Genomic DNA, 12,099 nt, shown 5'->3' with positions numbered 1-12,099 from the left:
TCCAGCATTTCAGGGCCGATTGTCTCCGGTTCGCACCTCGACCAGAAAGACCAGGCGGCAAAAGAAAGCGGGCTTTTTTTGAAGAAATTTCCGGAAGTTCTATGAATTTCAGACACATACAGAGGATCGATAAAATTTTCGGAAAACTCGATTCAAGTTTATCTCAAATGAAAGTCTCATTTGACTAAAAGGTAATTCAAATTAGATTAAAGTATAACTCAGGTTTTACTTCGCAGATTTTCGCGAGATAAAAATCATTGAGTCATCGTTGCGTCAGCCTTGGGGAGGGCGTTACGATGAAATTACTTCGAAATATACTTGCCGCAGCGGCGGTCTTTCTTGCGGGAACAGTAACGGGAACAGCCGCGTATGCTGACCCCGGCCGCTTCATGGACATGAACGCACCGGTGAAAGCGCCGATTGGTCACAAGCAGTTTTGCCGGGACAACGGCTGGGCCTGCCCGAACGAGAGCTACAAGGCTGTCGTCGTGAAGCTGGACGAAGCCCGCTGGAAGCAGCTGATCGCAATCAACGCCGACGTCAACAGGCGCGTACGCCCTATAACGGACGACGATCTCTTCGGCAAGGTCGAACACTGGTCATATCCCGTGAACGGCTACGGCGATTGCGAAGAATACGTGCTTGAAAAGCAACGTGTCCTCATCGAGGCCGGGTGGCCGAAAAGCGCGCTGCTGATCACTGTCGCCAAGGATATCGACAACGCCGGTCACGCGGTTCTGACCGTGCGCACCGATCATGGCGACATGATCCTCGACAACCAGATCGAGGCGGTTCTGCCCTGGTACTCGACGCCTTACCGCTACATCAAGCGTCAATCCGCAAGCTCGCCTGTCCGGTGGACCGGCATTTCAGACACGCGCGTTACCACGGTCAGCAGCGTGTCAAGATAAGGATAGGGATCGGCTCCCACGGGCCGTCAGGACGATCCGGTCGCGTCCCCACCCTCCCCATCCCTACCACGACCGGGTCCAGGGAACCGGCCCGCCCCCGCAGGCCGGTTCCCGTTTTTTTGCATTCCGGTCGTTGGTGGATCTTGGCTCAGGTTTCGGTGAGACCGGCCTTGTAACGGCGCCAGTTGCGCACGTAGCCTTCAGCAGACTTGCGAATGTTTTCAGCCGCCTCTGCAGGCAGCACGCGCACCACCTTGCCCGGCACCCCCACGACAAGCGAATTGTCGGGGATTTCCTTGCCTTCGCCGATCAGTGCATTCGCGCCGACAATGCAGTTAGACCCGATGACGGCACCGTTCAGGACGGTCGCTCCCATCCCGATCAGGGAGTTGTCCTTGATGGTGCAGCCGTGAAGGATCGCGTTGTGGCCGATCGTGCAATCGGCTCCGATCGTCAGCGGGTACCCCATGTCGGTGTGAAAAACACAGCCGTCCTGCACGTTTGAACGGGCACCGACGGTCACCGGTTCATTGTCGCCGCGCAGGATCGCCCCGAACCAGACGCTCGCTTCGTCAGCGAGCCGGATGTCGCCGATGAGGGTCGCGTTGGGAGCGACCCAGCAGTCGCCGCTGTCAGGGAATTCGGGAGCACGTCCGTCGAGAGTGAAAATAGGCATGGGCTCAGGTGTATCCGGCAAAGATGAGGGCGACATTCATGACCATGATGCCGGAGCACATGCTCCACATCCCGGCAATCGTCGAGGACGCCACGAGCCAGCCGAGCGGCCGCTTCTCAATTCTGCGGCCCCGGATGGCGTTGCGCATGATGATGAAGGGTCCGGCAAAAACGCACATGAAAACCTCGGCCAGAAACGCAAACACGTTTTCGCCGGAGAAGGAAAACTTCGGCGGCTGCTTGGTGATCAGCTGATAGAGGCTCCCGAGCACACCAGCAGCAACAAAGCCGGCGCTCGCTATATATCCAACGAGAAGAAGTTCGAAGTACACGCCCGTTAACCTCTTATTAACTCAACCACCCGGAAAGTGATTAACAATACCTAAACGGTCAAAAGCAAAGACTGTGCCGGACGGGCAAATGGGCAAAAACCTGCAATTGTGGCCGCAAAAGGCCGATCTCACGGCATACTTGACAGGGACAGATGTTCCGGATTGGGACAGTCTGTCCCACTCTAGTGCACCGGCCCATCGGGAGACAGGCAGATGATCCCTGTTTCGCTACCGGAGCCCGTCAACAGCAATCCGCGCCGCTTCGGCAGGCTGATCGTTGCCATGTGCCTGCTCGGAGCCGTGCACATTGCCGAGCGGACCGTCTACTGGTCCGAAAACTGGAACGCCTCCGCCTTTGCCGGCATCCCCTCCGGTTTTGCAACGCTATCGGTCGGTCCGGAAACGTTCAAGCTTCCCTTCGCCTACATCGCAACTCCGGAAAATCGCACCAAGGTGCAAGAGGGTGTGCGGGAATTTTCGACGTTGAAGATTTCAATGACGTGGCCCGGGCTGAAACCGGCTGTGAGCTATGATCCATCGGACACGACCGGCGCGAAGAACCGAACCTTGACCCTGGAACTGGAGCACAACCCCGAGCGGGAAAGCATGAGGGCCCGTCTTGACCCGTTCTACCGGCGTCTGGCACGTGGCGGCGAACTGGATGGACCGGACGGACTCAAGGTTCTGCGGTTGTCGCCACGCGGCGCCTTGCAGACCGACCAGATCGTGTTCGACCCGGCCCGCCGGAACGGGTTCATCGCCCGCTGCCGGTCTGCAGGACCGGAGGCGCGCGCTGTGTGCCACAGAGCCGTTGTCCTGTCTTCCGGCCTGGAACTCAGGTACCGCTTCAGCCAGTCCCTGCTCGATGACTGGCGCAGGATCGACAACTCGATCGTCAGGAAGGTCGCCGGTTTCCGGATGCACTGAGGCCGGGACACGAAAAAGGCGGCCTCTCCGATTGGGAAGCCGCCCGCTCTTAAATCAAGCCTGAAATCGGTGTCAGACTTCGTCGAGGTCGATTTCCAGGATCGCCATCTGGAAGTTCCAGCTCAGGTCTTCGTCTTCATCATCGCGGAAGATGACGCCGATGAACTCTTCCCCGATATAGACTTCTGCGGAATCATCCTTGCGCGGTCTCGCCCGCACCTGAAGGCTCGGCAATTCGAACTTCATGCGCAGGTAAGCTTCGATCTTGCGGATTTCATCGGGTTTCACGGCGCTCTCCTTGTAAATGCCGTCTGCTATTTAGTCGCGCGGACCCTATAAGACCAGCCCTAAATGCCAAACCCTTTGTGCAAACTTTCCCCCACATCCTTTGCGCAACGGCAATTGCTCAGCTGTCGCCGAGCAACTGGTTCATGCTGCGCGCCGGCTCGGAGCACCCCGCCTTGCCCACGATCCGCGCAGGAACGCCTGCGACCGTGGTGTTTTCGGGCACATCCGCGAGCACCACGGAGCCGGCCGCGATGCGCGAACAATGGCCGATTTCCAGGTTCCCGAGGACTTTTGCCCCGGCGCCGATCAACACACCGTGACGGATCTTCGGATGACGATCGCCGCCCTCCTTTCCCGTACCTCCGAGCGTGACGCCCTGGAGAATGGAGACATCGTCACCGATTGCCGCCGTGCCGCCGACGACAATACCGGTGCCGTGATCGATAAAGATGCCCCGCCCCACGGGAACCGCCGGATGAATATCGATCTGGAAGACTTCCGAAGCCCTGCTCTGCAGATAGAGCGCAAAATCCTTGCGCCCCTTGCGCCAGAGCCAGTTGGCCAGGCGATGCGTCTGCAGGCCGTGGAACCCCTTGAAATAGAGCACGGGCTCCAGGTAGCGGAAACACGCCGGGTCCCGGTCGAACACCGCGACGATGTCGACACGGAAAATCTTGGCAAGTTCAGGTTCGTCGGCAAGCGCTTCAAGATAGGTCTGCCGGATGAGCGATGCCGACACGACATCGCGTCCGAGCCTGTCTCCCAGGCGATGCAGGACGGCCTCTTCCAGGCTGTCGTGATTGAGGACGGTTTCATAGACGAAGGAAGACAGGGCCGGTTCGGCGGCAACCATCTGCTGGGCTTCATCGCGCAATTGCTGCCAGACCGGATCATGGGTCGGAACGTGTTTCAGGCCGGACTTGGTAATCGGTGCCGACATGGCTGTCTCCTCTTCAAGCCGTCACAAACGCTACACTAAAATAGGACTGTCGTCTGATATTCCAAAATGAAACTTGCTGATATCAGATATGAAACCTTTTTATCAAAGCCGAATCGTTAAGATTTTCAACGGTGAAGCTTTCTGATGATCACATCTTGGAGACCAGACATGCCCGGCGCCCCCGAACCGCTCAATCCCGTGTTGAACATTCACGGCATGGTCGCGGAACTGGTTCTGAACGCGCCGGAGCGCAAGAACGCACTTTCGCTGGCTGCCTGGACACGTATCCCGGCCGTGCTTCGGGAATTGACGAATGTCGCGGATGTCCGGGTATGCGTCGTCCGGGGCGAAGGCGGCAAAAGCTTCTGCGCAGGCGCCGACATCTCCGAATTTGAAGCAATCCGGTCGACGAAGGACAGCGCACTGCGCTACGACGAGATCAACGTGGCCGCCTTCAATGCCCTGAAATCTCTTCAGATCCCCGTCATAGCGGCAATCGAGGGGCCATGCCTGGGTGGCGGCCTGGGCCTGGCCCTCGCCTGCGATCTGCGGATCGCGTCGCAGACCGCCTATTTCGGAATTCCGGCGGCAAAACTGGGCCTGGCCTATCCCCCCGAGGCCCTGTCGGATCTTCTGGAGGCGGTCTCTCCCTCCAACGCAAAGCGCCTTTTGTTCACCGGCGACCGCATTTCAGCGGGAGACGCCCGTCAGATGGGCCTGATCAACGAAACGGTGGACCCGTCTGATCTTGGAGAACGTATCAGTACGCTGTGCGACACGATCGTCTCCAACGCGCCACTCTCGATCTGGGCGGCGAAACACGCAATTAACGAAATGAGTGCGAAAGCTGCCCGTGACCCGGAAACTCATCGTCAGAACGCGCAGATCTGCATTGAAAGTTCGGACTACCGGGAGGGCTGCCGCGCGTTTCTGGAAAAGCGGCTCCCCGAGTTCACCGGCAGCTGATGGCCTTATCACCCGGCGTCCGGGTTGCCGGGCCGCATGCGCGCTGAAAAATCATGAATCAGATTCTCAGGAACCCGGCATAGTATGCTGAAGGAATGAGTTTTCTCCCTTCACGCCTGTTCCGCACCCGATTTCAGGTCAACAAGAAAATCTTCGACGGCCGAAGCGAAAACGTCGTTCCGGTCACCGGCCACCATATGTCCCGCATCCTGTATGTCCGTGAACTGCGCGTGAGGAACAAGCTCCAGGAACTCGTTCACATGATCCATCGAGACAAGTTCCGAGTTCCGGCCGCGAACGAGAAGCACCGGCAGGGACAGGTTGCCGGCTGCCGCCACCATTTTCGCCTGGACCTCCTCGGCCACGCTGTGATCCCTGTTCTGGCGCGATTTCAGGAAAGCCGGGTCCCAGTGCCAGCGATAGCGCCCGTCACCATGCAGGCGCAGGTTCTTCGACAGGCCGGAAAGGTCCTTCGGCCGGGTCCTGTTGGGCAGATAGCGTGAGATGGCTTCAGCCGCCTCCTCCACATCCGCGAACCCTTCTTCGACACGGTCTCCCATGAAACCGATGATCTTGCTGACGCCGCCGAGATCGACGCGCGGCGTGATGTCGACAAGAACAAGTGCCGACAGCCCGCCCGGGTTTTCCTGTCCCTCGGCCAGCATTCCGGCAAAACCGCCGAGCGACGCGCCGACAACCACCGGCCTGGCCTTGTGGAGCGCAACGACCTGACGTGTCACCGCGACAAGATCGAGGGCGAAATCGGAAAAGAGATAGTTTTCGGACGCGACCCAGTCGCTCTCGCCGTGGCCGCGCTGGTCCAGCACATAGACCGGATGTCCGAGTTCGGCGATCCTCACCGCCGCAGCGTCCCAGGAGTGCCGGGTCTGACCGCCACCGTGAAGCATCACGACAGGCTGGTCACCCACGCCGTACCGGTCGGCAACAATTATATTCTTTTCCGCCCCCTGAAATTCCACGCGCTTCGGTCCCATCAATCCCCCTCAAGCACCATTTTCGTCCGGTCGCTGCAAGCCTTGAGCCCCCTCAGGCCTCCACGTTGTTCAGGAACGCCAGAACGCCCTGCTTGTGGACCTTGTCTCCAACCGCCACCATGTGATCTCGCCCCGGTATTTCCAGGACCTCCGCGTGCGGGATCAGTTCCGCAAGCTTGTGCGGCGATCCGGCAATGTCGTCCTTCGTTCCGACGGCAACGAGCACGGGCCGCGTGATCTGCGAAACGTCGTCCTCGCTGATCTTCTGCCGTGACGACCGCATGCAGGCTGCCAGCGCCAGCCTGTCGGACCCGGTCTGATCGGCAAAGGCTCTGAAGGCCCTGCCCGTGCGGTCCGAGATATCCTGTATCCGCTCGGTCTCCAGCGCCGAGGCGATCGGCTCGGGATCCCCGACCCCGGTCACCATGCCGTAGCCGAGCCCGCTGAAGATCGCCCTGCGGACCTTGTCGGGATGATTGAGCGTCAGAAAAGCCGAGATTCGGGCGCCCATGGAATATCCCATGATGTCCGCCTGTTCGACGTCCAGGTGGTCGAGCAGGTTCTTTGCGTCTTCGGCCATCAGCGGTGCGCCGTAGTCCGCCGGGTCGTAGAGTTTTTCACTCTCCCCGTGCCCCCGGTTGTCGATCGCGATGACGCGCCTGCCGTCCTTGACCAGAAGGTCCACCCATCCCGGATACTGCCAGTTGACCGTCTTGTTCGATGCGAACCCGTGAATGAGCAGGATCGGATCCCCCGCCCCTTCGTCGAGATAGGAAATCCCGACACCATCCAGATCGACATACGGCATATAGCTAACCTTTACGTAAACGGAAAACATGGCTGGTTTTTACAGTAAGGCGATAAAACCGCCTTGGCAAAGAAGAAAATGGCGGCTCCTGAGAATCCTCTGATGCGGCAGTGGACCGCATCGCGCGAGCCCTACCTTTTCAGATTACGAATGGATATGGTCCGCGAAATTTGCTATCGGGGACGGTGTCCCACCATGACCAAGAGGAATGTGACAATGGCGGATCAGGTTGTCCCGCATTTTCAGAACACAAGCGGACACGATTCGATCGCGATCGGCACACGCAAATTCATGTGCATTGGCGCGAAACCTCCGTTCGATCATCCTCACGTGTTCCTGGACATGGGCGCGGAAAACGAAATCGTTTGCCCCTATTGCTCCACGCTCTACAAGTTCGACGCGACGCTTGAGGCTGAGGAATCGTCTCCGAACGACTGCAACTGGACACCGGAAGCCGCCTGAGAGAACCGCGGCTCATGACCGACACTGACCAAGGCGCCGATCCGATCGTTGTCGCAGGTGGTGGCATCGGCGGGCTGTGCGCGGCCCTCGCCCTGCAGCAGCAGGGGCACGAAGTCGTTCTGCTTGAACGCGCCAGCGAGATATCGGAAGTCGGCGCCGGGCTGCAACTGTCACCGAATGCCTGTTCAGTGCTCGCACAATTCGGCCTGCTGGACGACTTGGAGCCCTACGCCCATGCCCCGGGCAACCTCCGCATCTGGTCCGGCCGGTCCGGCAGGCAGATCGCGCGCGTCGAACTCGGCGACTTCATCAGGCAGCGGCACAAGAACCCCTTCTGGGTCATCCACCGGGCGGATCTACAACGGGTCCTCCTGGAAAAGGCACAGTCGACACCGGGGATCACCATCCGTCTTTCGAGCGACGTGAAGGACCTCACCGCGACGCCTTACGATCAACTCTCCTGCGTTTTCCGGGAGGGCGACAGGACCGAAAACCTGACCTGCAAGGCGCTGATCGGCGCGGACGGTGTCTGGTCGAAGACAAGACAGCATGTCCCCGGCCACAAGAACGCCCGTTTCAGCGGTCAGGTCGCCTATCGCGCCACGGTGCCGATCGATCAGGTCGACCCGAAGTTCGCCAGGGACACCGGGCTGTGGCTCCACCGGGACTGTCATCTCGTGCATTACCCCATTCGCGGCGGGCGCGAGCTGAATATCGTGGTGCTGGCCAAGGAAGACTGGGGAGACGAGACCTGGTCGGCAGAGGCCGACAAGGAAGCCGTTGTGCGTGTCTTCAAGGACTGGCCTGCCGAAACGCGGAACCTCCTCAACACCCCGAAGCAATGGCTCAAATGGGCCTTGTGCAGCGTGGATGCGTCCGGCCCGTGGTCGCATGGCAACCTCGTCCTGATGGGTGACGCAGCGCACGCCATGTTGCCCTTCATGGCCCAGGGAGCGGCAATGGCGATTGAAGACGCTGCGATCCTTGCGAAGCACCTTCCAAGGGACGTGGAGAACATTCCGGCGGCCCTCAGGGCGTTCGAGCGGGAACGCAAACCCAGGGCAGCCAGGATACAGGGAATTTCATTCGGAAACGCGCGCACATTTCACTTCTCCGGCCCCATGGCCTTCGCGCGGGATTCCGTCCTCCGCCTCACAAAGCCCAGAAAACTTGCCGAGCGTTTCGACCACATTTATGGCTGGACACCTGATCAATAAGACGTCTTTGGCTTGAGCCCGGCACAAAGCTGGGATAAAGCGAAATCCCATTCAAGACTGAGGGAGTGCAACGATGACCGGTCAGAAGGCAGACGATGTCGTAACCGCCGCGTTTCTGGTCATCGGAGACGAAATTCTCTCCGGCCGCACGAAAGACAAGAACATTGGTTTCGTGGCCGACTACATGACTTCGCTCGGCATCGATCTGAAAGAAGTGCGCGTCGTGCCCGACGAACAGCAGGAGATCGTCTCCGCGGTCAATGCGCTTCGTGCAAGATACGATTACGTCTTCACCTCCGGCGGCATCGGACCGACCCATGACGACATCACGGCGGAAAGTGTGGCTGCGGCCTTCAATGTTCCGCTGAACCTTGATCCCCGCGCGGTCGCCATCATGGAGAAGCATTACCAGCCGGGTCAGTTCACACCGGCTCGCCAGCGCATGGCCCGCATTCCCGAGGGGGCCGACCTGATCGAGAACAAGGTTTCCAAGGCCCCGGGCTTCCGGATCGAAAACGTGCACGTCATGGCCGGTGTCCCCTCCATCATGCAGGCAATGATGGACGCGATCGCGCCAACGCTGAAAACCGGCAAGAAGATGCTATCGAAAACCGTCGCTGCCGACATGCCCGAAAGCCGGATCGCCGACAGGCTCGCTGCGATCCAGGAAGCCCATCCGCAGACCCTGATCGGGTCCTATCCGAACGCCTCGGATGGAAAATTCACCACACAGATTGTCATCCGTTCTCGCGACGAAGCCGTGTTGAATGCAGCAGAAAGCGATGTTGCACGGGCCGTTGCCGAGATCCTGGACTCCTAGCAAGCGAGATCGAACATGGAGAACTCCACTCAAAACAAGGCATTCCCGGTATCCTGGGACATGTTCCATCGCGATTCCCGCGCGCTTGCCTGGCGGCTGTCGAGCGAGGGCGAATGGAAAGCGATCGTCTGCATCACGCGCGGCGGCCTCGTGCCCGCCGGTATCGTTGCCCGCGAACTCGGCATTCGCACGATCGAGACGGTCTGCATCGCCTCCTACCACGACTATGACAACCAGGGGCAGCTCAAGGTCATCAAGCCGATCGACCCGAAAGTCGTTGACCTTGAAGACGGTGAAGGCAGCGGCGTCCTCGTGATCGACGATCTCGTCGACACCGGCAAGACCCTCAAGGTCGTGCGCGAAATGCTGCCCAAGGCGCATTACGCGACCGTCTACGCGAAACCGGTCGGCGTGCCGATGGTGGACACCTTCATCACGGAAGTCTCGCAGGATACCTGGATCTATTTCCCCTGGGACATGGGCTGGCAGTTCCAGCCGCCGCTTTCGAAGGACACGGCGGGCTGACGAACGCGCGCCGCTGCTGTTCGTCGGCGGCAATGCCAGGCTTGGCAGGGTTCCCTTTTCAGATGGCGATCTCCACCGGCCTGACCGCGTCTATGCCGTCCAGCCGGACGTCGCATCCGATGGCGTAGACCTCGACGCCCGCGCCGCGCGCTGAGCGGAACGCGGCCGCATAGGCCGGGTCGATGTCTTCGGCAAGGCTCAGGCGTTCGCAGTCCGGCCGCTGCACCAGAAACACCATCGCGGCCCTGTGGCCCTCGCCCGCCATATCTGCGAGCTCACCCAGATGCTTCGCGCCGCGCGCCGTCACGCTGTCGGGAAATTCGGCCAGGCCCGGCTGACGCATCAGGTGCACGTTTTTCACCTCGACATAAGTCCTGCCGCCGTCGGGGCCTTCAAGAAGGATATCGATACGCGAGTTCTTGCCGTATTTGACCTCGCGCCTCATGGAGGCGTAGCCGGAGAGCTCCGTGATACGCCCCGCTTCTATGGCCTCTTCCACAAGCTTGTTCGGATGTGCGGTGTTGATGCCGACAAGTGCTCCGTCGGCTTCGATAATTTCCCAGGAATATTTCAGCTTTCGCTTCGGATTGTTGGACGGGGACAGCCAGACCCGCGAGCCCGGTTCTTTCAGACCGAGCATCGAGCCCGGATTGGCGCAGTGTGCCGTAATCTCGCGACCGTCGGCATCGAGGACAACGTCGGCAAGAAACCGCTTGTAGCGCTTGACCAGACGGCCGCCGACCAGAGGTTCCGCAAATTCCATTTGAGGTGTCCCAACCATTGATAGGAAACGTTGTGCCGCACTTACTTGGACCAGAAGTCCGGATCCAGCAGCACCAATACCGTGAACAGTTCCAGACGGCCAACAAGCATCGCGAAGGATAGCAGCCATTTGGCTCCATCGGGCAGCGGTGCGAAATGACCTGCCGGTCCGATCACCGGCCCGAGCCCCGGCCCGACATTGCCGACAGAGGTAGCCGCCGCCGAAATTGCCGTAACCAGATCGAGATCGAAAAACGACAGCGCCACGGTGATGATCCCGACCGACCCCATGTAGACGACCAGGAACGCAAGAACCGAAAACGACAATTCGGGCGTCAGCCGGGTGCCGGCGTATTCTTCGGACATGATCCTGTGCGGCCGGACCATCCGGCGCAGATGCGCACGCACCGTGCCGAAGAACACCAGGAACCGGAAAATCTTGATGCCGCCGGTCGTCGAACCGGTGCAGCCGCCCACGAACATCAGAAGAAAGGCGATGCCGACGACCGGTGCACCCCATTGAGAAAAATCACCCAGCGCATAGCCGGTCCCTGTCACGATCGACACCACGTTGAAGGTGGCCCGAAGCAGCGCCTCCTCGAACGGAAAACGCATGTTGATGCCGAGATAGACTGTCAGCGTCAGTGAGACCAGCGCGAGAAAGCCCAGCAGCGCGCGCACCTGCGGGTCGCGCCAGAGCTGCAGGGGGTGCCCGCGCAGCGCCTGGATGAGCAGGACGAACGGCATGGCCCCGATGATCATGAACACCACGGCGACCCAGCCCGAGGCCGGGTTCTTGAAATATCCGAAGGATTCGTCGTGGGTCGAGTAGCCGCCCGTCGCGATCGTCGTCAGCGCGTGATTGAACGCATCGAACAGTTCCATGCCCGTCGCCAGGTAGGCCGCGATGCACAGAACGGTCAGAAACAGGTAGGCGAGCCCGATCAGTCGTATCAGCTCCACCGACCGGCTGACGATCTTTTCCGAGCGGTCCGAGCTTTCGCTCTGAAACAGCTGCATCCCGCCAATCCGCAGAAAGGGCAGCAGAACGATCGCCATGACGATAATCCCCACCCCGCCCATCCATTGAAGCATGGAGCGCCAGACAAGAAGTCCCGGCGGCAGGCTGTCCAGACCGGTCAGCACGGTCGAACCCGTTGTCGTGAATCCCGAGACCGCTTCGAACACCGCGTCGGCATAGCCGATGCCAAGCCAGAGAAACGGCAGGGCACCGAAGGCCGGCAACGTCGCCCAGGAAAGGGTTGTGAGGATGAAGGTCTGGCGCGTGTCGAGACCTTCGCGAAGCGAGCCTCCGACCGCGAGCGAAAGCAGCATTCCGAACAGGCCGGTCAGCAATGCGGAAAAAACGAATGCCTGCCAGTCTGCATTTTTCTGGGCAACATCAACGATTGCCGGAATGAGCATGGCGGTCGCAAGGCCGACATACAAGAACCCGAGAACGTTCAAAACT

General features: G+C 59.9%; 15 protein-coding genes. 7 read left to right on the top strand and 8 right to left on the bottom strand.

What is annotated here, in order from left to right:
• The first annotated feature begins 296 nt into the window (after positions 1–296).
• Positions 297–911, top strand: coding sequence for a transglutaminase-like cysteine peptidase (locus tag ACO08A_RS22900; protein WP_422038234.1), 615 nt, complete (start codon positions 297–299; stop codon positions 909–911).
• A gap of 148 nt (positions 912–1,059) precedes the next feature.
• Here ACO08A_RS22900 and ACO08A_RS22895 read toward each other — a convergent pair whose 3' ends face one another.
• Positions 1,060–1,587, bottom strand: coding sequence for a gamma carbonic anhydrase family protein (locus ACO08A_RS22895; RefSeq protein ID WP_422038233.1), 528 nt, complete (start codon positions 1,585–1,587; stop codon positions 1,060–1,062).
• 4 nt (positions 1,588–1,591) lie between these two features.
• Positions 1,592–1,918 (bottom strand): DUF6949 family protein, encoded by a 327-nt coding sequence (locus ACO08A_RS22890; protein WP_319382582.1) that lies wholly within the window; start codon positions 1,916–1,918, stop codon positions 1,592–1,594.
• 213 nt (positions 1,919–2,131) lie between these two features.
• Between ACO08A_RS22890 and ACO08A_RS22885 the strand changes: the two genes are divergently transcribed.
• Positions 2,132–2,845, top strand: a complete 714-nt coding sequence (locus tag ACO08A_RS22885) for a hypothetical protein (protein WP_422038232.1) — start codon at positions 2,132–2,134, stop codon at positions 2,843–2,845.
• A gap of 72 nt (positions 2,846–2,917) precedes the next feature.
• Here the strand turns inward: ACO08A_RS22885 and ACO08A_RS22880 are convergent, their stop codons facing one another.
• Entirely contained in the window at positions 2,918–3,133 is a 216-nt protein-coding gene (locus tag ACO08A_RS22880) for a DUF3126 family protein (RefSeq protein WP_319382584.1), read from the bottom strand.
• Positions 3,134–3,251: 118 nt separating this feature from the next.
• Positions 3,252–4,073 (bottom strand): serine O-acetyltransferase, encoded by an 822-nt coding sequence (cysE, locus tag ACO08A_RS22875; protein WP_421983525.1) that lies wholly within the window; start codon positions 4,071–4,073, stop codon positions 3,252–3,254.
• 168 nt (positions 4,074–4,241) lie between these two features.
• Here cysE and ACO08A_RS22870 point away from each other — a divergent pair, with 168 nt between their 5' ends.
• Positions 4,242–5,039 carry an enoyl-CoA hydratase-related protein gene (locus ACO08A_RS22870; RefSeq protein WP_422038231.1) on the top strand — a complete coding sequence of 266 codons (798 nt, stop codon included), beginning with the start codon at positions 4,242–4,244 and terminating at the stop codon, positions 5,037–5,039.
• A gap of 110 nt (positions 5,040–5,149) precedes the next feature.
• On the opposite strand, the gene ACO08A_RS22865 is transcribed toward ACO08A_RS22870, so the two are convergent.
• On the bottom strand, positions 5,150–6,034 hold the full coding sequence (locus tag ACO08A_RS22865) for an alpha/beta fold hydrolase (protein ID WP_422038230.1): 885 nt from the start codon (positions 6,032–6,034) through the stop codon (positions 5,150–5,152).
• Positions 6,035–6,086: 52 nt separating this feature from the next.
• On the bottom strand, positions 6,087–6,842 hold the full coding sequence (locus ACO08A_RS22860) for an alpha/beta fold hydrolase (protein ID WP_422038229.1): 756 nt from the start codon (positions 6,840–6,842) through the stop codon (positions 6,087–6,089).
• Positions 6,843–7,058: 216 nt separating this feature from the next.
• Here ACO08A_RS22860 and ACO08A_RS22855 point away from each other — a divergent pair, with 216 nt between their 5' ends.
• From ACO08A_RS22855 to gpt, 4 genes are all read left to right on the top strand, one after another.
• The gene (locus ACO08A_RS22855) at positions 7,059–7,304 is read left to right on the top strand and encodes a zinc-finger domain-containing protein (RefSeq protein WP_422038228.1); all 246 of its coding nucleotides are present in this window, start codon (positions 7,059–7,061) and stop codon (positions 7,302–7,304) included.
• A 14-nt stretch (positions 7,305–7,318) separates the two neighbouring features.
• Positions 7,319–8,521: an FAD-dependent monooxygenase gene (locus tag ACO08A_RS22850; RefSeq protein ID WP_422038227.1), complete on the top strand. Its 1,203-nt coding sequence runs from the start codon at positions 7,319–7,321 to the stop codon at positions 8,519–8,521.
• A 73-nt stretch (positions 8,522–8,594) separates the two neighbouring features.
• Positions 8,595–9,341, top strand: coding sequence for a competence/damage-inducible protein A (locus tag ACO08A_RS22845; protein WP_422038226.1), 747 nt, complete (start codon positions 8,595–8,597; stop codon positions 9,339–9,341).
• Between the two features lie 15 nt (positions 9,342–9,356).
• Positions 9,357–9,866: a xanthine phosphoribosyltransferase gene (gene gpt, locus ACO08A_RS22840; protein ID WP_422038224.1), complete on the top strand. Its 510-nt coding sequence runs from the start codon at positions 9,357–9,359 to the stop codon at positions 9,864–9,866.
• 58 nt (positions 9,867–9,924) lie between these two features.
• Here gpt and sfsA read toward each other — a convergent pair whose 3' ends face one another.
• A complete protein-coding gene (gene sfsA, locus ACO08A_RS22835) occupies positions 9,925–10,629 on the bottom strand; it encodes a DNA/RNA nuclease SfsA (protein ID WP_422038223.1) in 705 nt (234 codons plus the stop codon).
• 41 nt (positions 10,630–10,670) lie between these two features.
• Positions 10,671–12,095, bottom strand: coding sequence for a TrkH family potassium uptake protein (locus tag ACO08A_RS22830; protein ID WP_422041796.1), 1,425 nt, complete (start codon positions 12,093–12,095; stop codon positions 10,671–10,673).
• Between the last annotated feature and the right edge of the window lie 4 nt (positions 12,096–12,099).

The organism is Roseibium sp., from assembly GCF_965232425.1.
GTDB lineage: Bacteria > Pseudomonadota > Alphaproteobacteria > Rhizobiales > Stappiaceae > Roseibium.
Note: the sequence above shows the minus strand (reverse complement) of the source record. Positions and strands in the feature narration are given on the sequence as shown.

Coding starts and splice junctions, on each gene's coding strand:
- cysE (WP_421983525.1), bottom strand. CDS start 4,073: ATGTCGGCACCGATTACCAAGTCCGGCCTGAAACACGTTCCGACCCAT.
- ACO08A_RS22865 (WP_422038230.1), bottom strand. CDS start 6,034: ATGGGACCGAAGCGCGTGGAATTTCAGGGGGCGGAAAAGAATATAATT.
- ACO08A_RS22850 (WP_422038227.1), top strand. CDS start 7,319: ATGACCGACACTGACCAAGGCGCCGATCCGATCGTTGTCGCAGGTGGT.
- gpt (WP_422038224.1), top strand. CDS start 9,357: ATGGAGAACTCCACTCAAAACAAGGCATTCCCGGTATCCTGGGACATG.
- ACO08A_RS22885 (WP_422038232.1), top strand. CDS start 2,132: ATGATCCCTGTTTCGCTACCGGAGCCCGTCAACAGCAATCCGCGCCGC.
- sfsA (WP_422038223.1), bottom strand. CDS start 10,629: ATGGAATTTGCGGAACCTCTGGTCGGCGGCCGTCTGGTCAAGCGCTAC.
- ACO08A_RS22855 (WP_422038228.1), top strand. CDS start 7,059: ATGGCGGATCAGGTTGTCCCGCATTTTCAGAACACAAGCGGACACGAT.
- ACO08A_RS22860 (WP_422038229.1), bottom strand. CDS start 6,842: ATGCCGTATGTCGATCTGGATGGTGTCGGGATTTCCTATCTCGACGAA.
- ACO08A_RS22845 (WP_422038226.1), top strand. CDS start 8,595: ATGACCGGTCAGAAGGCAGACGATGTCGTAACCGCCGCGTTTCTGGTC.
- ACO08A_RS22870 (WP_422038231.1), top strand. CDS start 4,242: ATGCCCGGCGCCCCCGAACCGCTCAATCCCGTGTTGAACATTCACGGC.
- ACO08A_RS22895 (WP_422038233.1), bottom strand. CDS start 1,587: ATGCCTATTTTCACTCTCGACGGACGTGCTCCCGAATTCCCTGACAGC.
- ACO08A_RS22900 (WP_422038234.1), top strand. CDS start 297: ATGAAATTACTTCGAAATATACTTGCCGCAGCGGCGGTCTTTCTTGCG.